This is a genomic window from Janthinobacterium sp. KBS0711 (assembly GCF_000988085.1).
GTDB classification, from domain to species: Bacteria; Pseudomonadota; Gammaproteobacteria; order Burkholderiales; family Burkholderiaceae_D; genus Janthinobacterium; species Janthinobacterium lividum_E.
On record NZ_LBCO01000024.1, the window covers coordinates 340,296 to 360,614 of the forward strand.

20 protein-coding genes are annotated in these 20,319 nt (G+C 62.4%); 14 read left to right on the forward strand and 6 right to left on the reverse strand.

The window, feature by feature from the left end; genetic code table 11:
* Positions 1-320: 320 nt before the first annotated feature.
* Entirely contained in the window at positions 321-1,079 is a 759-nt protein-coding gene (locus VM94_RS14130; RefSeq protein ID WP_185982124.1) for a DeoR/GlpR family DNA-binding transcription regulator, read from the reverse strand.
* Between the two features lie 192 nt (positions 1,080-1,271).
* Between VM94_RS14130 and glpD the strand changes: the two genes are divergently transcribed.
* The 8 genes from glpD (at position 1,272) to glpK (ending at position 10,459) form a co-directional block, all read left to right on the forward strand.
* A complete protein-coding gene (glpD, locus tag VM94_RS14135; protein WP_046684032.1) occupies positions 1,272-2,828 on the forward strand; it encodes a glycerol-3-phosphate dehydrogenase in 1,557 nt (518 codons plus the stop codon).
* Positions 2,829-2,902: 74 nt separating this feature from the next.
* The gene (locus VM94_RS14140) at positions 2,903-3,997 is read left to right on the forward strand and encodes an ABC transporter ATP-binding protein (RefSeq protein WP_046684033.1); all 1,095 of its coding nucleotides are present in this window, start codon (positions 2,903-2,905) and stop codon (positions 3,995-3,997) included.
* A 1-nt stretch (position 3,998) separates the two neighbouring features.
* Positions 3,999-5,099, forward strand: a complete 1,101-nt coding sequence (locus VM94_RS14145; protein WP_046684034.1) for an ABC transporter ATP-binding protein — start codon at positions 3,999-4,001, stop codon at positions 5,097-5,099.
* Positions 5,099-5,983, forward strand: a complete 885-nt coding sequence (locus VM94_RS14150) for a carbohydrate ABC transporter permease (protein WP_034754965.1) — start codon at positions 5,099-5,101, stop codon at positions 5,981-5,983. Before VM94_RS14145 ends, VM94_RS14150 begins: the two co-directional genes overlap by 1 nt.
* Positions 5,980-6,786: a carbohydrate ABC transporter permease gene (locus VM94_RS14155; RefSeq protein WP_034754968.1), complete on the forward strand. Its 807-nt coding sequence runs from the start codon at positions 5,980-5,982 to the stop codon at positions 6,784-6,786. The genes VM94_RS14150 and VM94_RS14155 overlap by 4 nt, the downstream gene beginning before the upstream one ends.
* Before the next feature lie 28 nt (positions 6,787-6,814).
* Positions 6,815-7,090, forward strand: coding sequence for a DUF2160 domain-containing protein (locus tag VM94_RS14160; RefSeq protein ID WP_034755012.1), 276 nt, complete (start codon positions 6,815-6,817; stop codon positions 7,088-7,090).
* Positions 7,091-7,162: 72 nt separating this feature from the next.
* Positions 7,163-8,890 carry an ABC transporter substrate-binding protein gene (locus tag VM94_RS14165; RefSeq protein WP_034754970.1) on the forward strand — a complete coding sequence of 576 codons (1,728 nt, stop codon included), beginning with the start codon at positions 7,163-7,165 and terminating at the stop codon, positions 8,888-8,890.
* A 75-nt stretch (positions 8,891-8,965) separates the two neighbouring features.
* The gene (glpK, locus tag VM94_RS14170) at positions 8,966-10,459 is read left to right on the forward strand and encodes a glycerol kinase GlpK (protein WP_046684602.1); all 1,494 of its coding nucleotides are present in this window, start codon (positions 8,966-8,968) and stop codon (positions 10,457-10,459) included.
* 10 nt (positions 10,460-10,469) lie between these two features.
* Here glpK and VM94_RS14175 read toward each other — a convergent pair whose 3' ends face one another.
* Both VM94_RS14175 and VM94_RS14180 read right to left on the reverse strand, forming a co-directional pair.
* Positions 10,470-11,030, reverse strand: a complete 561-nt coding sequence (locus VM94_RS14175; RefSeq protein ID WP_046684035.1) for a YdcF family protein — start codon at positions 11,028-11,030, stop codon at positions 10,470-10,472.
* Positions 11,031-11,084: 54 nt separating this feature from the next.
* Positions 11,085-11,717, reverse strand: coding sequence for a cysteine hydrolase family protein (locus tag VM94_RS14180; protein WP_046684036.1), 633 nt, complete (start codon positions 11,715-11,717; stop codon positions 11,085-11,087).
* A 142-nt stretch (positions 11,718-11,859) separates the two neighbouring features.
* Between VM94_RS14180 and VM94_RS14185 the strand changes: the two genes are divergently transcribed.
* On the forward strand, positions 11,860-12,828 hold the full coding sequence (locus VM94_RS14185) for a GlxA family transcriptional regulator (RefSeq protein WP_409929628.1): 969 nt from the start codon (positions 11,860-11,862) through the stop codon (positions 12,826-12,828).
* Here the strand turns inward: VM94_RS14185 and VM94_RS27295 are convergent.
* From VM94_RS27295 to VM94_RS14200, 3 genes are all read right to left on the reverse strand, one after another.
* Positions 12,805-13,665 carry a tetratricopeptide repeat protein gene (locus VM94_RS27295; protein WP_052755766.1) on the reverse strand — a complete coding sequence of 287 codons (861 nt, stop codon included), beginning with the start codon at positions 13,663-13,665 and terminating at the stop codon, positions 12,805-12,807. The two genes, VM94_RS14185 and VM94_RS27295, sit on opposite strands and share 24 nt — an antisense overlap.
* A gap of 77 nt (positions 13,666-13,742) precedes the next feature.
* Positions 13,743-14,090 (reverse strand): hypothetical protein, encoded by a 348-nt coding sequence (locus VM94_RS14195; RefSeq protein ID WP_034754978.1) that lies wholly within the window; start codon positions 14,088-14,090, stop codon positions 13,743-13,745.
* A 148-nt stretch (positions 14,091-14,238) separates the two neighbouring features.
* Positions 14,239-14,739 carry an Lrp/AsnC ligand binding domain-containing protein gene (locus tag VM94_RS14200; RefSeq protein ID WP_034754979.1) on the reverse strand — a complete coding sequence of 167 codons (501 nt, stop codon included), beginning with the start codon at positions 14,737-14,739 and terminating at the stop codon, positions 14,239-14,241.
* A gap of 106 nt (positions 14,740-14,845) precedes the next feature.
* On the opposite strand from VM94_RS14200, the gene VM94_RS14205 reads away from it, so the two are divergent.
* The 5 genes from VM94_RS14205 (at position 14,846) to VM94_RS14225 (ending at position 20,280) form a co-directional block, all read left to right on the forward strand.
* Positions 14,846-16,135 carry a D-amino acid dehydrogenase gene (locus tag VM94_RS14205; protein ID WP_046684038.1) on the forward strand — a complete coding sequence of 430 codons (1,290 nt, stop codon included), beginning with the start codon at positions 14,846-14,848 and terminating at the stop codon, positions 16,133-16,135.
* Positions 16,136-16,148: 13 nt separating this feature from the next.
* Positions 16,149-17,264 carry an alanine racemase gene (gene alr, locus VM94_RS14210; RefSeq protein WP_235432915.1) on the forward strand — a complete coding sequence of 372 codons (1,116 nt, stop codon included), beginning with the start codon at positions 16,149-16,151 and terminating at the stop codon, positions 17,262-17,264.
* Between the two features lie 88 nt (positions 17,265-17,352).
* Positions 17,353-17,910, forward strand: coding sequence for an NADPH-dependent FMN reductase (locus VM94_RS14215; protein WP_046684040.1), 558 nt, complete (start codon positions 17,353-17,355; stop codon positions 17,908-17,910).
* A gap of 142 nt (positions 17,911-18,052) precedes the next feature.
* Positions 18,053-19,627 carry a sensor domain-containing diguanylate cyclase gene (locus tag VM94_RS14220; RefSeq protein WP_046684041.1) on the forward strand — a complete coding sequence of 525 codons (1,575 nt, stop codon included), beginning with the start codon at positions 18,053-18,055 and terminating at the stop codon, positions 19,625-19,627.
* 116 nt (positions 19,628-19,743) lie between these two features.
* Complete coding sequence (locus tag VM94_RS14225; RefSeq protein ID WP_046684042.1) at positions 19,744-20,280, forward strand: hypothetical protein; 537 nt, start codon at positions 19,744-19,746, stop codon at positions 20,278-20,280.
* The last annotated feature ends 39 nt before the right edge of the window (positions 20,281-20,319 follow it).

Consider the following 20,319-nt stretch of genomic DNA (forward strand, 5'->3'; position numbering starts at 1 on the left):
TTAAGGCCTTCACGCTTGCTGTCGAGTGGTTTGTTTGGGAACAATCATCGTACTTGAGGTATTTTTAACACTGTTTTCACAGGAAAACACTCAGCGGCAAAGAGTTTTTCCTTTTTTCTTGCTCTAGGTGCATAAAAAGCAATATCAAGCAAATAATCGTATTGCTAGAGAGGAAGATTAAAAAAATAACTCATGTTGCATCAATGGTAACAGCATTTTTGCCGAATTGATAAACATTTCATATCATTCTGTATGCTGGCCCACACAAGACGTATTGCCCACGCGACAGGGCGAGGTTTTCCCGCAGAAATGCAGCCCGCTCAGCCCAGCACCACTTTCACGCCCGCTTCGCGCAGCACTTCGGCAAAGCGGGGCGGCGGTGGCGCATCCGTAAACAAGATGTCGACTTGCGCCAGGTCGGCCAGGCGCACGAGTGCCTTGCGGCCGAATTTATGCTGGTCGGCCACCAGCCACACTTCGCGCGACTGTTCGATGATGGCTTGCGCCACTTTCACTTCGCGCGCGTCGAAGTCGCGCAGGCTGCCGTCCTCGTCGATGCTGGAAATGCCGATGATGCCGATGTCGACCTTGAACTGGCGGATGAAGTCGATGGTGGCTTCGCCCACGATGCCGCGGTCGCGCCCGCGCACCACGCCGCCGGCCACGATGACTTCGCAGGCCGCGTTGTCGGCCAGGATGGCGGCCACGTTCAGGTTGTTCGTCACCACGTGCAAGCCCGTGTGCCGGCCCAGCGCGCGGGCCACTTCCTCGGTCGTCGTGCCGATATTGATCAGCAACGAACAGCCGTGCGGCACTTGCGCGGCGACGGCGGCCGCGATGCGCCGCTTGGCGTCGCTGTTGAACACTTGCCGCTGGCTGTAATCGATGTTTTCCACGGACGAGGGCAAGCCCACGCCGCCGTGGTAGCGGGCCAGCAGGCGCGCTTCTTCCATCTGCTTGACGTCGCGGCGCACGGTTTGCGGCGTCACGTCCAGCTGCTGGGCCAGCTCTTCGACGGACATGGTGACCTTCTGGCGCACCACTTCGAGCAGGCGGCGCTGGCGGGGATTCAAGATCATGGTGCTCTCTTTAAAAATCACAAAACGAACAGAAACGAACAAATAGTACTAAAAATATGTTGCTATGGGTTCGTATTCTGGCGTAACCTTATTCATATTGCATGCGTATTACGAAATGGTGATCTTAACGACAGTCGCCGGCGATGCCTAGTCTTTCCGCGCCGGCGTGTCCCCGACAGACATGGAGTCCCGATGGCCGCAGCACAACAGGGTGTGGAGACAGCGATCAAATGCGACGTGCTGGTGGTCGGCGGCGGCATCAATGGCGCCGGCATCGCGCGCGACGCGGCGGGACGGGGCTTGTCCGTGGTGCTGTGCGAAAAGGACGACCTGGCTTCCCACACCTCGTCCGCTTCCACCAAGCTGATACATGGCGGCCTGCGCTACCTCGAATACTATGAATTCGGCCTCGTGCGCAAGGCGCTGATCGAGCGCGAAGTGCTGCTGCGCTCGGCGCCGCACATCATGTGGCCGCTGCGCTTCGTCATGCCGCACGCCAAGGGCCAGCGCCCGGCCTGGCTGATACGCGCCGGCCTGTTCCTCTACGACATGCTGGCGAAGCGGGAAATCCTGCCGGCCTCCAGCGGCATCGACCTGACGCGCCATGCGGCCGGCAAACCCTTGAAACCCGAATTCAAGCGCGGTTTCGTGTATTCCGACGGTTGGGTCGACGATGCGCGCCTGGTGGTGCTGAACGCCATCGACGCGGCCGACAACGGGGCGCACGTGCTGACGCGCACGCGCTGCACGATGCTGGCGCGCGAAGGCGAGGGGGAGGGCGCTTCTTGGCTGGCCACCTTGCAGCACGCCAGCGGCAGGCAGACGACCGTGCGTGCGCGCAGCGTCGTCAATGCGGCCGGGCCGTGGACGGCCGAGTTCCTGCAGCAGGCGGCGCCGGGCGGCCAGGGCCGGCATTTGCGTCTGATCAAGGGCAGCCATATCGTCGTCAAGCGCCTGTTCGAGCATGATCACGCGTATATCTTCCAGCATCCGGACGGGCGCATCGTGTTTGCCATTCCGTATCAGCACGATTTCACCCTGATCGGCACCACCGACCTTGACTACCAAGGCGACCGTGGCAAGGTGGAAATCGATGATGAGGAAATTCGTTACTTGTGCGAGCTTTCCAGTTACTATTTCAGCAAGCCAATCGTGCCGGCCGATGTGGTCTGGACGTATGCGGGCGTGCGCCCGCTGGTGGAAGACGCGGCGGCCGACGCCAAGGCCGTCACGCGCGATTATCGTTTCGAGCTGGACCGGGAAGGTGCGCCGCTGCTGAGCATTTTCGGCGGCAAGATCACGACTTTCCGCAAGCTGGCCGAGGAAGCGATGGACATGCTGGCGCCCTTGCTGGGCAACGCGCGTCCGGCCTGGACGCAGCAGGCTTGCCTGCCCGGCGGCGACGTGTATGGCGCCGTGCCGCAGAACCGGTCCGTGCGCGAGTTCGGCCAGTTCGTGCAAGGCTTGCAGCGCGAATATGCGTGGCTGCCGGCGGCGCTGGTAGCGCGCTATGCACGCGCCTACGGCACGCGCATCCATGTGCTGCTCGATGGCAGGGCGGACGTGGCGGCCATGGGCGAGGAAATTGCCGCCGGCCTGTACGCGGCGGAAGTGGACTATTTGCGGCGCCATGAATGGGCCGTCGGCGCGGCCGACATCCTGTGGCGGCGCTCCAAGCTGGGCTTGCACCTGCCGCGCGAGACGGCGGACACGCTCGACGCCTGGCTGTTGCAGCACCCTTTGCCGTAAGCACAAAACGTTGGCGACCGCTCCCCGCAGAGGGTGCGGCGAAGAATAAGAAACCATCACTGGAGGAGAAGCGCGTGCAACTGGTACTGGACAAGATCAGCAGGAAGCAGGGGGCTGACGACTTTTTATATCCGATGTCGCTGGCCTTGGTGCCGGGCGCCATCAACGTTTTGCTGGGCACCACGCGTGCCGGCAAGACGACCCTGATGCGCGTGATGGCGGGCCTGGACAAGCCCAGCGGGGGCACCGTGACGGCCGATGGCGTCGACGTGACGGGCGTGCCCGTCAGTAAACGCAACCTGGCCATGGTGTACCAGCAATTCATCAATTATCCGGCTTTCACCGTCTATGACAATATCGCCTCGCCCTTGCGCTTGCGCAAGGAGCCAGAGGAGCAGATACGCACGAAAGTGCTGGCGCTGGCCGAGCGCCTGCACATCACGCCCTACCTGCAGCGCACGCCGGGCGAATTGTCCGGCGGCCAGCAGCAGCGCACGGCGCTGGGGCGCGCGCTGATCAAGGATGCATCCTTGCTGCTGCTCGACGAACCACTCGTCAATCTCGACTACAAGCTGCGCGAGGAATTGCGCCGCGAATTGACGGAACTGTTTTCCAGCGGCAGCACGACGGTTGTGTACGCCACCACGGAACCGCTGGAAGCGCTGCAGCTGGGCGGCCACGTGGCCGTGCTGCACGAGGGACGCTTGCTGCAGCAGGGGCCGACCCTGGACGTCTTCAACGCCCCCAACTCCATCGACGTGGCGCGCACCTTCAGCGATCCGCCCATCAACCTGATCCCCGCCCGCGTGGATGCTGCCGGTGTGGCGCAGGCGGCCGATGGCCTGTCGATCCGCCTGAGCGGCGCGCAGCGCGCCCGCCTGGGCGGCAATCACGACGTGATCCTCGGCGTGCGCGCGCACAGCCTGCATTTGTCACCGCAGTCCGATGGCGACGTGGCCATCGCAGCTACGGTGGATCTGGCGGAAATCAGCGGCTCGGAAACCTATGTGCATGCGCGCCGGGGCGACCTGGCCCTGGTGGCGCAGCTGGGCGGCGTGCACAACCTGGAGATCGGCAGCGCCTGCACCGTGTATTGCCAGCCGCATGCCTTGCTGATCTTCGCACAAGACGGCGGCCTGCTGTTCGCTCCTGCGCAAGGAGGGGCATGATATGGCGCGCATCGAACTGGTCGACCTGGCCCACGCCTACAAACCGAACCCGACGGCCCCCGCCGACTATGCGCTGCGGCCGATGAGCATGGCGTGGCATGACGGCGGCGCCTACGCCTTGCTGGGGCCGTCCGGCTGCGGCAAGACGACCTTGCTCAACATTATTTCCGGCCTGGTAAAGCCGTCGCATGGCAAGGTGCTGTTCGACGGCAAGGACGTCACGCAGCTGCCGACCGAGGCGCGCAATATCGCGCAAGTGTTCCAGTTTCCCGTCATCTACGACACCATGACCGTGCACGACAACCTGGCGTTTCCGCTGCGTAATCGCGGCTGGAAAGAGATCGAGGTGAAAAAGCGCGTGCAGCAAGTGGCGCAGATGCTGGAATTGACGGGCGACTTGAAGCTGCGCGCCAGTGGCTTGTCCGTGGACGCCAAGCAAAAGATTTCGCTGGGACGCGGCCTCGTGCGCCCCGACGTGGCGGCCGTGCTGTTCGACGAACCGCTGACGGTGATCGACCCGCATCTGAAATGGCTGTTGCGCAGAAAGTTGAAGGAAATCCACCACGAACTGAAATTGTCATTGATCTACGTCACGCACGACCAGGTGGAAGCCTTGACCTTTGCCGACCAGGTGGTCGTCATGACGCAGGGCGAAGTGGTGCAGACGGGCAGCGCGCAAGCGCTGTTCGAGGAGCCCGAACACACGTTTGTCGGCTATTTCATCGGCAACCCGGGCATGAACTTGCTCGATTGCACCCTGGACGACGGCGGCGTGCGCGTGGCGGGACAGCTACTGGCCGTGTCCGCTGACGCCCGTGCGGCGCTGTCTGGCGCGCAAGGGAAGATCACGGTGGGCGTGCGGCCGGAATTCGTCGAATGCGTGCAGGCGGGCGAGGGCGGCGAAGGTGGCGACCATTGCCTGGACGCGACGGTCACGGCCGTGCGCAACATGGGCACGCATTACCTGGCGGAATTCCAGCTGGGCGGCGCGACGGTGGCGGCCAAGCTGCGTACCATCGATGCCGTCGCCGGGAATGCTGTGCGGCTGCGCTTTCCGCCGCAACGCACCCTTTACTATGTCAACGATAAGCGGGTGGCCTGATGATACATAACGGTAAAACCGATAACAACCGCCGCGCCTGGCTATTGATCCTGCCCGTGTTGCTGTGCGTGGCCTTTTCCGCCATCCTGCCCCTGATGACGGTGGTGAACTATTCCGTGCAGGATATTCTGAGTCCCACGCAAAAGGTGTTCGTGGGCACGGAGTGGTTCCGCATGGTCATGCTGGACGGCGACTTGCACAGCGCCTTGCTGCGCCAACTGCTGTTTTCCGGCTCCGTGCTGGCCATCCAGATTCCGCTGGGCATTTTGATTGCCCTGTGCATGCCGGCCGATGGCTGGAAGGCGTCCCTCGCCTTGGTGCTGATCGCGCTGCCCCTCTTGATACCCTGGAACGTGGTGGGCACCATCTGGCAAATCTTTGGCCGCGGCGACATCGGCCTGATGGGCTATACCCTGAACCAGCTGGGCTTTGACTACAACTACAACGGCAATTCGCTCGACGCGTGGCTGACGGTGATGGTGATGGATATCTGGCACTGGACGCCGCTCGTCGTGCTGCTGTGCTATGCGGGTTTGCGCGCCATTCCCGACGCGTATTACCAGGCGGCGCGCATCGATGGCGCCTCGCGCCTGGCCGTGTTCCGCTACATCCAGCTGCCGAAACTGCGCAATGTGCTGATGATCGCTGTCTTGCTGCGCTTCATGGACAGTTTCATGATCTACACGGAACCGTTCGTGCTGACGGGCGGCGGTCCCGGCAATGCCACCACCTTTTTGTCGCAATACCTGACGCAAAAGGCCGTGGGCCAGTTCGACTTGGGACCGGCATCCGCGTTTTCCCTGATCTATTTCCTCATCATCCTGCTGTTCTGCTTTGTGCTGTACACGTGGATGCAGCGCGTTGGCACGGGAGACCAGAAATGATGCACAAGAAAATGAGCAGCACCATCCTCGTGGTCTTCTTGCTCGCGTCCCTGTTGCCCATCTACTGGATGCTCAACATGTCGCTCAAGACCAACGAGGAAATCGTGGGCGTGCTGAGCCTTTGGCCACAGCAACTGACGTTCGCCAACTACCACACGATTTTTACCGACCGGTCCTGGTACAGCGGCTACATCAATTCCATGATTTACGTGGCCTTGAACATGGTGATGTCGGTCACGGTGGCCTTGCCGGCCGCGTATGCTTTCTCGCGCTACAACTTCGTCGGCGATAAACACCTGTTCTTCTGGCTGCTGACCAACCGCATGACGCCGCCCGCCGTCTTCCTCGTGCCCTTCTTCCAGCTGTATTCGACGGTCGGCCTGATGGATACGCACCTGGCCGTGGCGCTGGCGCACATGGTCTTCAACGTGCCGCTGGCCGTGTGGATACTGGAAGGTTTCATGTCCGGCGTGCCGAAGGAAATTGACGAGACGGCATATATCGACGGCTACAGCTTTCCCCGCTTCTTCATCCGCATCTTCTTGCCGATGATTAAGTCGGGCGTGGGCGTGACGGCCTTCTTCTGCTTCATGTTCAGCTGGGTGGAATTGCTGCTGGCGCGCACCTTGACCTCCGTCAATGCCAAGCCGATTGCCGCCACCATGACGCGCACGGTGTCGGCGGCCGGCATGGACTGGGGCGTGCTGGCGGCCGCGGGCGTGCTGACCATCGTGCCCGGCGCGCTGGTGATCTGGTTCGTGCGGCATTACATTGCCAAGGGTTTCGCGATGGGGAGGGTGTGACATGGAAAATACCGATAGCACAGCCAGCCTGTTCGGCTGGATGGCGTGGACGCCGGAAGTGGCCATCTTCTTCATTTGCATCGGCTTGATGCTGGCCGGCATGACGGTGTGGCAAATCCGTTCGCCCAGCATCGAACGCAAGGGTTTCTTGCCCATGCCGACGACGCGTGGCGACAGACTGTTCATCGGCTTGCTCACGGCGGCCTATGTGAACTTGGCGTGGGCGGGGTTTACGGAAATGCAGCAGGCGATAGGGGCTGCCATCAGTTTTGTGTTGTTGTTGATTGTCATGCGTTGGGGATAACCGGCTTGCCGGTGTTGATGGATGCCGTACCGCCAGCAGGCGGCCGGTAAAAACTATAAAAGGAGATTCACGATGAAATTGAAGTTCACGGTCTTCGCGGCTGCGGCCATGCTCGTGTCGAATGCGGCCCTGGCCGACGCCAAGCAGGCGCAAACCTGGATCGACAAGGAATTCCAGCCATCCAGCCTGAGCAAGGAGCAGCAGCTTGCTGAAATGAAATGGTTCATTGATGCGGCGGCCAAGCTGAAAGCCAAGGGTATCAAGGAAATTTCCGTGGTCTCGGAAACCATCGACACCCACGTCTACGAATCGAAGACCCTGGCCAAGGCCTTCGAGGAAATCACGGGCATCAAGGTGCGCCACGACATCATCCAGGAAGGCGACGTGGTGGAAAAGCTGCAAACGTCGATGCAGTCCGGCAAGAGCATCTATGACGGCTGGATTTCCGATTCCGACCTGATCGGCACCCACTACCGCTACGGCGCCGTCGAACCGCTGTCCGACTACATGGCCGCCAAGGGCAAGGAATTTACCAATCCCGGCCTGGACCTGAAAGATTTCATCGGCATCAGCTTTACGACGGCGCCGGACGGCAAGGTCTACCAGTTGCCCGATCAGCAATTCGCCAACCTGTACTGGTTCCGTGCAGACTGGTTCGCGCGCAAGGATTTGCAAGCCAAGTTCAAGGCCAAATATGGCTACGAGCTGGGCGTGCCGCAAAACTGGTCCGCCTATGAAGACATCGCCGACTTTTTCACGAATGACGTGAAGGAACTGGACGGCAAGAAAGTCTATGGCCACATGGATTACGGCAAGAAAGATCCGTCCCTGGGCTGGCGCTTCACCGATGCGTGGCTGTCGATGGCTGGCGCGGCCGACAAGGGCATTCCGAACGGCATGCCTGTCGATGAGTGGGGCATCAAGGTCGCGGCCGACAAGTGCACGCCCGTGGGCGCCTCGATGTCGCGCGGCGGCGCCACCAATTCGCCGGCGGCCGTCTTTGCGCTGACGAAATACATCGACTGGATGAAGAAATACGCGCCGCCGCAGGCGAACGGCATGAATTTCTCGGAATCGGGCCCCGTGCCGGCGCAGGGCGAAATCGCCCAGCAAATCTTCTGGTACACGGCATTTACGGCCGGCATGACGAAACCGGGCTTGCCAGTGGTCAACAAGGACGGCACGCCAAAATGGCGCATGGCGCCGTCGCCGCACGGCCCGTACTGGAAAGAGGGCATGCAGAACGGCTACCAGGACGTCGGTTCCTGGTTCCTGTTCAAGTCCACGCCGGACGACCGCAAGGCGGCCGCCTGGCTGTACGCGCAGTTCGTCACGTCGAAAACCGTGTCGCTGAAGAAATCGATCGTCGGCCTGACGTTTATCCGCGATTCCGACATCCGCCACGATTACTTCACGAAACACGCGAACGAATACGGCGGCTTGATCGAGTTCTACCGCAGCCCCGCCCGCGTGGCGTGGACGCCGACGGGCAACAACGTGCCCGATTATCCGAAGCTGGCGCAGCTGTGGTGGAAAAACGTGGCCACGGCCATCACGGCGGAAAAAACGCCACAGGCCGCCATGGATAACCTGGCCGAGGAAATGGACCAGGTCATGGCGCGTTTGCAGCGTGCCGGCATGAAGGCGTGCGCGCCGAAGCTCAATCCCAAGGTCGATCCGAACCAGTATCTGTCGGACCAGCACGCCCCATGGAAAAAGCTGGCGAATGAAAAGCCGAAGGGTGAAACGATAGCCTACGACAAGCTGCTGCAAGCCTGGAAAGAAGGCAAGGTAAGGTAAACTGCCGCCGCAGTGCTGAGGGCACGGAGCTTGATGGCTCCGTGCCTGTTTTTACCCGATTCGCACCACCAGACAATGACCAAATACATACTTGCTTTAGATCAGGGCACCACCAGTTCGCGCGCCATCCTGTTCGACCATGCGGGCCGGCCGCACGCCAGCGCGCAGCGCGAATTTCGCCAGATTTTCCCCCAGCCTGGCTGGGTCGAGCATGACGCGAACGAAATCTGGGCTTCGCAAGAAGGCGTGCTGCAGCAGGTGCTGCGCGACAGCGGCGTGGCCGCTTCCGACGTGGCCGCCATCGGCGTCACCAACCAGCGTGAAACGACGGTGCTGTGGGACCGCGCCACGGGCGAACCCGTCGCCAACGCCATCGTCTGGCAAGACCGCAGAAACGCCGCTTACTGCGAGCAACTGGTCGAGCAGGGCAAGGCGGACATGATCCAGCAAAAGACGGGTCTCGTGCTGGACGCCTATTTTTCCGCCACCAAACTCAAATGGCTGCTCGACAACGTTGCCGGTGCCCGCGCGCGCGCCGAACGGGGCGAGCTGGCCTTCGGCACCGTCGACAGCTGGCTGATTTACAAGATGAGCGGCGCCCACTTGACGGACACGAGCAACGCGTCGCGCACCATGCTGTTCAACATTCACACTTTGCAATGGGACACGGACCTGCTGGCGCTGCTCGGCATTCCCGCCTCGCTGCTGCCCGACGTCGTGCCCTCGAGTGGCGTGGCCGCACACACGCACGTTGATCTGCTGGGCATCTCCGTACCGATCGCCGGCATCGCGGGGGACCAGCAGGCGGCGACGTTCGGCCAGGCCTGTTTGAAGCCGGGCATGGCCAAGAATACCTACGGTACGGGTTGCTTCATGCTGATGAACGTGGGCAAGCGTCCCTTGCCATCGAAAAACCGGCTGTTGACGACGGTAGGCTGGAGCCTGGGCGCCGGCAGCGACAAGACCGATTACTTGCTCGAAGGCAGCGCCTTCATCGCGGGCGCTGCCGTGCAATGGATGCGCGACGGCATCGGCATCATCCGCGATTCGTCCGAAGTGGAAGCGCTGGCCACCAGCGTGCCCGATTCGGGCGGCCTGGTCTTCGTGCCCGCGTTCGCGGGCCTGGGCGCGCCGTACTGGGACCCGTATGCGCGCGGCACCCTGATCGGCATCACGCGCGGCACGGGCAAGGCCCACATCGCGCGCGCGGCGCTGGAGGGTGTGGCTTACCAGAACGTGGATGTATTGTCCGCCATGCAGGACGACGCGGGCATCGCTTTGAGCGAGCTGCGCGTCGATGGCGGCGCTGCCCGCAACGACATGCTGATGCAGTTCCAGGCCGACATATTGAATGTGCCCGTGGTGCGCCCCGTGGTGACGGAAACGACGGCCCTGGGCGCCGCCTACCTGGCGGGCCTGGCCGTGGGCTACTGGGAGTCGCAGGAAGAAATCGCGGCTCAGTGGCAGGTGGGACGCCGTTTCGAGCCGGCCATGGCGGCCGATGAACGCTTGACGCGGCTGCACAAGTGGCAGCGGGCAGTGGAACGCTCGCGCGACTGGAGCGAGTGAAAGCTCGTGCTCAGTGGCGCATGAAATACACGGCATAACCTACCGTTTCGCGGGGCACGGAATACAGGTCGCGCATCTCAAAATAAGGCGCATGCACGTTGCCGCTGACGGCGATGCCGCTGCGCTCCAGCGCCAGCCGGAAGCGGGGCACGTGAAAATATTGCGTGGCAACCATGGCCGTCTTCCAGCCATGCGCGCGCATGAGTTGCGCCGCGTTGCGGGCCGTGGCGTCCGTCGTCCAGCCCTGATTATCTTCAATGATGGCGCCAGCCGGCACGCCGCGCGACTGCAGGTAGCGGGCCATCGAAGCAGCCTCGTCAAAACCTTCCTTGCCCGTTGCCCCGCTGACGAGAATGTGCGGCGCGCGCTGTTCCTGGAACTGTTTCAGCGCCACGTCGAGCCGCGCCTGCAGGCGGGGGCTGGGCGTGCCGTCGGGCAGGATTGTGTTGCCGGGCACGACGATCACGTCGGCGGGGGTAAGTTTGTCGTTCAGGCCCGCCAGCACCAGGGCGGCGGTGGCCAGCAGGAAAACACCGACAGCGCTTGAACCGAGCACAATTATTTTTCGCATCGTTCATCATTAAGTTGGGAATGGACGCATGATACCCGTCCATTCCCGCCGGCGTCAGTTCGACTGCGCCTTGCGCGCGCGCTGGTTCGACAGATAAATATTGTCGATTTCCAGCGGCTTGCCTTCGCGCACGGCATCGAGCCAGTCTTGCGTGCTGGCCACGGCGGCGAAATTCGAGTGGAATACGGCGCTGAAGACGCGGTGGATTTCCTCGGCGCTGGCCGTTCCGCCCGCATTGGCGTAGGGCAGGGTACCAGTGGCGTCCTGCAGGAACTCGACTTGCAGGCCGTCGTGCGCGGCCTGGTAAATGGTGGCCGCGTCGCAGTTGTGCGTCATGTAGCCGATCACGCTCAGGGTGTCGATGCCGTGGCCGGCCAGCCATGCGCGCAAGTCCGTGCCCGCAAACGCGCTGCCCATGGTCTTGTTGATACGGTGGTCGGCGGCAAACGCTGCCACTTGCGGATGCAGCTGCCAGCCGTCGCTGCCCTTGGCGAAGATGGGGGAAGCTTCCGGCGCATCGTGCTGGACGACGATCACGGGCACGCTGGCGGCGCGGGCGGCGGCCATGGCCTGGACGATGTTCGGCAGGGAAATGTCGACGGATGGATATTCGATGGGCATGTCGCCCGTGAAGTATTCATTTTGTACGTCGATGACGAGCAGGGCACGGCGTGGGGTGCTGGACATGGGTTCTCCTTGAGTGGTTGAAAGAGGAAACAGCTCCTCGATACAGCTATTTTCAGGCTGCGGGCCGCAAATAAAAAGTGGCCCGAAGGACTATCTGCGATAAAATCGGGCCATGACTACTTCTCTTGCCTTGCCCGCTCCGTTGACGGTGGCCGTGATCGCCTTCGACGGCATGACGCCGTTTCACTTGTCCGTGCCTTGCCTCGTATTTGGCGCCCAGACCGACGAGGCCGATCTGCCGCCTTTCCACGTGCGCGTGTGCGCCGCCGATCCCGTGCCCTTGCGCACGGCGGCCGGTTTCGGCATCACGCCCGAGTTCGGCCTGGAAGGACTGGACGGGGCCGATATCGTCATCATGCCGGCCTGGCACGACGATTGCCGCGATGCGCCGCTGCCCTTGGTCGCTGCGCTGCAGATGGCGAGCCGGCGCGGCGCGCGCATGGTGGGCCTGTGCCTGGGCGCATTTCCTTTGGCGCAGGCGGGCTTGTTGGATGGCAAGAGCGCGGCCACGCACTGGGGCATGGCGGACCGGTTGGCGGCCCGTTATCCCAAGGTCAGGGTGGACCGGGAAGTGCTGTACGTGGACGATGGCGCCGTGCTGACGTCGGCCGGCGTGGCGGCAGGCCTCGATTGCTGCCTGTATCTGCTGCGCCAGCTGGCGGGCGCCGAAGTGGCGAACCGGGTGGCGCGCCGACTGCTCGTGGCACCGCACCGCCAAGGCGGGCAGGCGCAATTCATCGAGCGCCCGCTGCCCGTGTCCGGCAGCGAAGGGCGCTTTGCCGACGTGCTCGCTGGCGTGACGGCCAGCCTGGGCCAGGCGCACAGCATCGATGCGCTGGCCGAACAGGCCGCCATGAGCCGGCGCAATTTCACGCGCCACTTCCGCCAGGCCATGGGCACGTCGTTCAAGCAGTGGCTGCTGAACCAGCGCCTGGCGCATGCGCAAGGCTTGCTGGAAAAGAGCGCGGCTTCGATCGACGTCGTGGCGCAAGAGGCCGGCTTTGGCACGGCCCTGTCGCTGCGCCAGCATTTCCGCGCGAACTTGCAGACGTCGCCTTCGGCGTATCGCAAGCTGTTCCGGCAGCAGCTAGGCCAGGTCGTTGGACCATAGCGCCACCGGGTCCCGGCTGCCCTGCGGCAGCCCCGCGCTGACGGCGATTTGCCGCGCGATGAAGGCGGCCGGCTCGAAGGCGTAGCGCTCCTGGAACGAGACGGTTTCCGCGCTCATCAGTTCGGCGTAGGTTTGCATCAGGGTCGAGGCGCGTATCGAGTCGCCTTGGGCCAGGTAGTCGCCGATGGCGGCCAGCAGCACGGGGTAATCGGCATTTTCCTTGCTGCCGCCAAAGTTGAACGATAACTGCCCGCAGGCGCGCCAGATGGGATCAGGTTCTCCGTCCGGCACCGGCTGCGTGCGCAGCCATTGCAAGGCTTTCAGGGGCGGGCCGCCAAATGAGGGCGGCGAGATGATGGCCTGGATGGCCACCCTGACGGCGTCATCGGTTCTTCCCGCGCGCACATACTGGCCGTGCAGCAAGGCCAGGGCATCCGTATATTCGGGAACGATGGCGAGCGCCGCTTCCAGCAGGGCGATGGCCGCCTCTGGGTTGCGCTGCGCGATCTGTTCCTTGGCTTCCAGGAAGGCGGCGCGCGGCGAGGCGGTGTCGTCGGCCAGCGTTGGCGTACCGACATACTCGTCTTCCGCGGCCGCGTGGGCTTGCAGAAACGCCGCCAGGCTGGAAAAGTGCGGCTGGATGCGCCACTCGTCGTGCCACGTCTCGACGACGATAGGCTCGCTCGCTTCGCGGCCGATGGGCCAGTACAGGCCGAAGGTGTCGCCATTGCCCAGTGCGCCTTCAGAGAAGGGAATAAAACCGAGCGGTGGATACGCTGTCGTGTGTTGCCAGTCTGGTTCCGCCGAGATGTGGGCGAGGCTTGCGGGTAATTGCATGGAGGCACCGGAGGATAAAACGCCAGTGTAAAACAAGAGGACGCGGCGGGCGCGTCCCCATGGCTTGCTTGCGCGGCCTACTTGCGCGGCTCGTGTATCCGGAATTTCCTGACGATACCAGCCTGGTCGAACATGACGGCCACTTCGCGCGTGCCTTTTTCGCCCAGCAGGGGGATCAGCCGCGTCACCTTGGGCGCTTGCAGCTGGTTCTTGTAGACCCAGACTTCATAGCCGGGATCGAAGCTGACGACGGTGGCGTTGCCCAGGGCTGCGTCGAGGTCGAGGCGGGTGGTCTTGCCCACCTTGATGTTCTGATAGATGGCGCCATTGTCCGGCGCGCGGTTGACCTTGTATTCACTGGCGGTGCACATGGCCACGGCCAGGCCCGCGAGGCAGGAAGCTGCCAGTTTTATCAATGTGTTCATACGGACTCCCAGTGTGCATCACTGCTTCCAATCTCAGAGGGGACGGGCGTGATGTCAGGAGAGGAGTGTGCTTGCGAACCAGGCAATGTGCTACAAGATTATACAAAGGTGCACAAAACGATGCCTTTGGTGCCGGCAGCCGGTACTTTTACCGGCTCTGCAATACGTCGGTCGACAGCGCTAGCGTTTCCTTGATTTCTTCCATCACCACATAGCTTTTCGATTGCGCGGCGCCGGGCAGCTGCAGCAGCATGTCGCCCAGCAATTTGCGGTACTCGGCCATTTCATGGATGCGCGCCTTGATCAGGTAATCGAAGTCGCCCGACACCAGGTGGCATTCCTGCACCTCGGGAATCTGCAGCACTTCGCGGCGGAACTGCTCGAAGGCGGACGCGGATTTTTGATTGAGCGTAATCTCTACAAAGACGAGCAGCTTGGCCCCTAGCGCGGCCGGGTTCACCTTCGCATGGTAGCCCGTGATGACGCCGTCGCGCTCCATGCGCTTGACCCGCTCGATGCAGGGCGTGATGGACAGGCCCACCTGTTCACCGAGGTCTTTCATCGAGATGCGGCCATCCTGTTGCAGGATGCGCAGGATGTGGCGATCCAGCTTGTCGAGGCCACGTGCCGATTCTTTAAGGATTCTCATGATTTATTGCTGAATATCTCGATTTATACGTGAACAAATACTGGCTCTTTCCCAATATGATAGCGGTTAATCTGGCGTCAGCCTAAAAAAATATAATGAGGAAACTATGCGTATCGTGATTCTGGGTAGCGGCGTCATCGGCGTCACCAGTGCTTACTATCTGGCCAAGGCAGGACATGAGGTGACCGTCATCGACCGCCAGCCGGGCCCTGCACTGGAAACCAGCTTCGCGAATGCGGGGCAAATCTCGCCCGGCTACGCTTCGCCATGGGCTGCGCCCGGTATTCCCCTGAAAGCCGTGAAGTGGATGATGCAGCGCCACGCGCCCCTGGCCATCTCGCTCGACGGCAGCGCCGCCCAGCTGAAATGGATGTGGCAGATGTTGCGTAATTGCACACCGGAAGCGTATGCCGTGAACAAGGAACGCATGGTGCGCCTGGCCGAATACAGCCGCGACTGCTTCAAGGTGCTGCGCGCCGAGGCGGGCATCACCTACGAAGGCCGCCAGCAAGGCACGATGCAATTGTTCCGCACCGAAAAGCAATACAACGACGCCGCCAAGGATATCGAAGTGTTGAAAGACGCTGGCGTGCCGTACGAAGTACTGCAGCGAAACGAACTGTCGCGCGCCGAACCGGCCCTGGAAGCGGTCAAGGATAAACTGTTCGGCGGCTTGCGCCTGCCCAACGATGAAACGGGCGATTGCCAGCTGTTTACCACGCGCCTGTCCGAGATGGCCGTGGCGCTGGGCGTGAAGTTCCGCTACGGCGTGTCCATCGACGCGCTGCTGACGCAGGGCGATGAAATCGCCGGCGTGCAATGCGGCGCGGAAATCGTCAAGGCCGACTCCTACGTGGTGGCACTCGGTTCCTATTCGACGGGCTTCATGAAGCCGCTGCTGGACATTCCCGTGTATCCATTGAAGGGCTATTCGATCACCGTGCCTATCGTCAACGCGGCCAAGGCGCCCGTGTCGACCATCCTCGATGAAACTTATAAAATTGCCGTCACCCGTTTCGACGACCGCATCCGCGTGGGCGGTATGGCGGAAATCGCCGGCTACAACCTGAACCTGAACCCGCGCCGCCGCGAAACCCTGGAAATGGTCGTCAACGACCTGTTCCCCGGCGGCGGCAACACGGCCGAAGCGACATTCTGGACGGGCTTGCGCCCGATGACGCCGGACGGCACGCCTATCGTCGGCCGCACGCCGATGCGCAACCTGTTCCTCAACACGGGTCACGGCACCCTGGGCTGGACCATGTCCTGCGGCTCGGCGCAATTGCTGGCCGACCTGATGTCGTCGAAAAAGCCGGCCATCCTGGCCGACGACCTGTCCGTCAGCCGCTACAGCGGCGCGCAGGGCCATGGCAAACTGCAACACGCGGCGGCCTGAGATGGCGGCCAGCATGCCTCCAAAGGAACGTAGCGGCGCCATCCTGACGGTGGATCTGGACGCCGTGCGCGCCAACTACCGCTTGCTGCGCGACAAGGCGCACCCGGCCGCCTGCTCGGCCGTCGTCAAGTCCGACGCGTATGGCCTGGGCGCCGCGCAAGTGGGCGCGGCCCTGTACGAAGAAGGCTGCCGCCACTTTTTTGTGGCGCACCTGGAAGAGGGCATCAGCCTGCGCCCGCACATGGCGCAGGACGCCGACATCTTCGTGCTGCACGGTCCGCCCGTCGGCACGGAAGGCGAATTCACGGCCCATGGCCTGATTCCCGTGCTCAACAGCGAGCCGCAGGTGGCTGGCTGGCGCGCGCATGCGAAGGCGCTGGGCAAAACCTTGGAAGCGAATGTGCAGGTCGACACGGGCATGTCGCGCATGGGCTTGTCGCCGCAGGAAATCGACGCCTGGCTGCTGGACGAACACTTCCTTGATGGCATCAAAGTGCGCTACCTCATGAGCCATCTGGCTTGCGCCGACGAACGCAGCAACCCGATGAATAGCGAGCAGCTGGCCCGCTTCCTCGCCATCCGCGCCCGTTTGCCGCAATACCGCGCCAGCCTGGCCAATTCCTCGGGCATCTTTTTGTCGCCCGATTATCACTTCGACCTGGTGCGCCCCGGTGCGGCCCTGTACGGCATCGGGCCGCAGGGCGGCGAACCGAATCCCCTGCGCTCGGTAGTGCGCCTGCAAGGCAAGGTGCTACAGACGCGCACGATCGCCGCCGGCGACCACGTGGGCTACAGCCGCCGCTATACGGCCAGCGAGCCGCGCCAGGTGGCGACTGTTTCCGTCGGTTATGCCGATGGCTGGCTGCGCAGCATGAGCAACCAGGGCCTGGCCATCGTCGACGGCGTGAAAGTGCCGCAGATCGGCGCCATCTCGATGGATTCCATCACGCTCGACGTGAGCGCCATCGCCGAGGAGCGCGTGGCACCGGGCAGCCTGGTCGACCTGATCTGCGCCGAACACCCGGTCGACGCCGTGGCGGCCATGGCCAATACCATCGGCTACGAGGTGTTGACCAATTTGGGCGGACGCTACTATCGCGAATATCGGGGATTGGCCGGCGCACGCTAAACAGCGCGAAACCCATGATTGTGTGGCAAGATAGCCCTGTAGTGAGCTTCACTCCAGGGCTATTCTTTTACCAAGATCGGGGATTTATATGAGTCAATATAACGTTGCTATCATCGTCGGCAGCCTGCGCAAGGATTCCTTCAACCGCAAGCTGGCTGACGCCATCATCAAGCTGGCGCCGCCCGAATTTTCCTTCAAACACATCGAAATCGGCGATTTGCCGCTGTATAACCAGGATGACGATGGCGCGCAGGCCGAGCAGGTGCTGCGCCTCAAATCCGACATTTCCGCTTCGCAAGCCTTGCTCTTCCTCACCCCCGAATACAACCGCTCTATCCCCGGCGTGCTGAAAAATGCCCTCGACCACGGTTCGCGTCCGTATGGCCAGAGCGTATGGGGCGGCAAGCCGGGCGCCGTGCTCGGCGTGTCCGTGGGCGCAACGGGGACGGCCCTGGCGCAGCAGCATTTGCGCAATGTACTCGCTTACCTTGACGTGCCGCTGCTGGCACAGCCCGAGATGTTTATTCAGGCCAAGGACGGCCTGTTTGACGAGCATGGCGGCATCGGCCCGGCCAGCCTCGGTTTCTTCCAGGGCTGGATGCAGCGCTATGTGGACTGGGTCCGCAAGCACGCGATCCACGCTTGATGCAGGTCAAAGCGGCAGCGTTCTGCGTTGCCGCTAGTACATTTTCTTTGACCATGGATGCCAATATTTCAATATTGGCACGGGTGTCTCGGTATAATGCGCTCTTTCTTTAGCGCAATACTTTCCAAATCTTGCCGACTCCATGTGGACTAAACCTGTTCTGCGCATGAATTTGCGCCGTTTGATCGTGCTCGTGGCCTTTGCCAGCGCCCTGGTGTCCCTCGCCAATACCTTCTATGCCAGCTACAGCGTCCAGCGCCAGTTGCTGATCGACACCACCCTGGAAGCGAACCACGCGTATGCGAGCAAGCTGGCCAGCACGGCCGAGGATTTCCTGCAGTCGGCGCGCCAGCAACTGGCCTACAGCGCCGGCAGCCTGGCATCGCGCATGGGGGACGACGCCTGGCTGACGGACGAGGCGCAACGGCTGCGTTTGCAAACGAACAGCTTCAATTCCGTGCTCATCGTCAATGCGGACGGCAAGGTGCTGGGCGTGTCGCCGGAAACCCTGGCCCTGAAAAACCGCACGCTCGATTCGGCCGGTGCCATCCAGGCGCTACGCGAGCGGCGACCGCTGGTGACGCAGCCGTACGTCTCCTCGGCCGGCAACCTGGTGATCTTCATTTCGCATCCCATCCTTGGCAAGGATGGCCGCTACCTCGGCTATGTGGGCGGCAGCATCTACCTGAAACAGAAAAACATCCTGTACACCATGCTGGGCCAGCATTACTACCGCGACGGCTCCTACCTGTACGTGGTGGACCAGAACCGGCGCCTGCTGTACCACCCGGACCCCGAGCGCCTGGGCGACCTGGCCGGCAAGAATGACGTCATCGACAACATCATCGCGCAGCAGGGCGGCGGCAACCGGCGCATGCACAACAGCCTGGGCGTGGACATGCTGGCCGGCTACGCCGTCATGCCGTCGACGGGCTGGGGCATCGTGGCGCAGCGTCCCACGGCCATGACTCTGGCCCCGCTGAACCAGCTGATGGCCGACACGGTATGGCATTCGCTGCCGATCGCCTTGCTGAGCCTGCCATTCATCTGGTGGCTGGCCAGCCTGATTTCACGCCCCCTGATGCAGCTGGCCGACGGCGCGCGGCGCATGGATGCGCCCGGCACGACCGAGCACATCGCCGCCATCCGCGCCTGGTATGTGGAGGCGGCGCAGATCAAGAAAGCCCTGCTGAAGGGGTTGATGTTATTGCAGAACAAGATCGGCAAATTGAAGACCGACGTGCAGACGGACCCGCTGACGGGCCTGTCGAACCGGCGCGGCATGGCGGCGGCGCTCGATGTCTGGCAGGCGCAGGCGCGGCCGTTTTCCGTCATCGCCATCGACATCGACCATTTCAAGCAAGTCAACGACCAGTGGGGCCATGCCGTGGGCGACGACGTCATCCTGCGCCTGGCGCAGCTGATGCGCGCCTGTTCGCGCGATGCCGACGTGCTGTGTCGCAATGGCGGCGATGAATTCATCATGCTGCTGCCCGACGCCGACCTGGACGCGGCCCTGCAGGTAGCCGAGCGCTTGCGCGCCAGGGTGGCTGCCGCCGTGATTCCCGGCGCGGGGCCCATCACGGTCTCGCTGGGCGTCGTGTCGTCGGAACAGGAGGCGGGCGCCACGGACGCCGTGCTGCTGGCCGCCGATGCGGCCCTGTACGTAGCCAAGGAAAACGGGCGCAATTGCGTGGGCATCACGGAGCCTGCTTGATAAACTGATCCGCTGTTTTCTGTTGCATCTGAGCCTGTCCGCTTTGCCCGCCAGCGCTTACCATGTGACCCTGATCAGCTACAACGAGGACAAGGGGATGGCAGGGATGGATATTGATGACGTTTGAGCAAGCACCTGGCATCCGCTGCGAAGTCGCTGGACAGCCGCACCCGCTGGCCTTCCTCGGCTGCCGCGGACTCAACTATGGCCAGCACAGCGTGCTGCCGCTGCATCCGTTCCGCCTGAGCGTGCCGGAAGCGGCGCTGGCGGGACTGCTCGACGAACCGTTCAACAGTTTTATCCAGACTTGCCGCGAAGACGACCTGCAGGACGAGGAAAGCGACTTGCCCGCGCTGAAGGAAGCGGGCTACCCCGACATCACGGCCATGCTGGCGGGCCACCGGCAGCTGCTGGCCGACATGCTGTACGACTTCATGATCAGCGATTTAATGGACGCGATCGGGCGAGCCAGCGGCTATCGGAGTCAGGTTCCACGCTACTGGGGCGACGTGGAGGCGGCGGACAACCGCGCGTATTTCATCGTCAATGAAGTGGAGACAGTCTCCTTTGCCGATGGTCAGGTCATATTCGAAGGGCAGGGCTACTACGGCACCTACGTCATCTGGCTGACGCACGGCTACGTCCGTAAATAGGGGCTTGACCTTCCTCATGTGGGAAGGTTTATAGTTGTG

What these genes read in the sequence shown, in the direction of transcription:
- VM94_RS14130 (WP_185982124.1), bottom strand. Translation starts at nt 1,079, where the DNA reads ATGATCTTGAATCCCCGCCAGCGCCGCCTGCTCGAAGTGGTGCGCCAG.
- VM94_RS14200 (WP_034754979.1), bottom strand. Translation starts at nt 14,739, where the DNA reads ATGAGAATCCTTAAAGAATCGGCACGTGGCCTCGACAAGCTGGATCGC.
- VM94_RS14145 (WP_046684034.1), top strand. Translation starts at nt 3,999, where the DNA reads ATGGCGCGCATCGAACTGGTCGACCTGGCCCACGCCTACAAACCGAAC.
- VM94_RS14220 (WP_046684041.1), top strand. Translation starts at nt 18,053, where the DNA reads ATGTGGACTAAACCTGTTCTGCGCATGAATTTGCGCCGTTTGATCGTG.
- VM94_RS14150 (WP_034754965.1), top strand. Translation starts at nt 5,099, where the DNA reads ATGATACATAACGGTAAAACCGATAACAACCGCCGCGCCTGGCTATTG.
- VM94_RS14225 (WP_046684042.1), top strand. Translation starts at nt 19,744, where the DNA reads ATGACGTTTGAGCAAGCACCTGGCATCCGCTGCGAAGTCGCTGGACAG.
- glpD (WP_046684032.1), top strand. Translation starts at nt 1,272, where the DNA reads ATGGCCGCAGCACAACAGGGTGTGGAGACAGCGATCAAATGCGACGTG.
- VM94_RS14195 (WP_034754978.1), bottom strand. Translation starts at nt 14,090, where the DNA reads ATGAACACATTGATAAAACTGGCAGCTTCCTGCCTCGCGGGCCTGGCC.
- VM94_RS14180 (WP_046684036.1), bottom strand. Translation starts at nt 11,717, where the DNA reads ATGTCCAGCACCCCACGCCGTGCCCTGCTCGTCATCGACGTACAAAAT.
- glpK (WP_046684602.1), top strand. Translation starts at nt 8,966, where the DNA reads ATGACCAAATACATACTTGCTTTAGATCAGGGCACCACCAGTTCGCGC.
- alr (WP_235432915.1), top strand. Translation starts at nt 16,149, where the DNA reads ATGCCTCCAAAGGAACGTAGCGGCGCCATCCTGACGGTGGATCTGGAC.
- VM94_RS14175 (WP_046684035.1), bottom strand. Translation starts at nt 11,030, where the DNA reads ATGCGAAAAATAATTGTGCTCGGTTCAAGCGCTGTCGGTGTTTTCCTG.
- VM94_RS14215 (WP_046684040.1), top strand. Translation starts at nt 17,353, where the DNA reads ATGAGTCAATATAACGTTGCTATCATCGTCGGCAGCCTGCGCAAGGAT.
- VM94_RS14165 (WP_034754970.1), top strand. Translation starts at nt 7,163, where the DNA reads ATGAAATTGAAGTTCACGGTCTTCGCGGCTGCGGCCATGCTCGTGTCG.
- VM94_RS27295 (WP_052755766.1), bottom strand. Translation starts at nt 13,665, where the DNA reads ATGCAATTACCCGCAAGCCTCGCCCACATCTCGGCGGAACCAGACTGG.
- VM94_RS14155 (WP_034754968.1), top strand. Translation starts at nt 5,980, where the DNA reads ATGATGCACAAGAAAATGAGCAGCACCATCCTCGTGGTCTTCTTGCTC.
- VM94_RS14205 (WP_046684038.1), top strand. Translation starts at nt 14,846, where the DNA reads ATGCGTATCGTGATTCTGGGTAGCGGCGTCATCGGCGTCACCAGTGCT.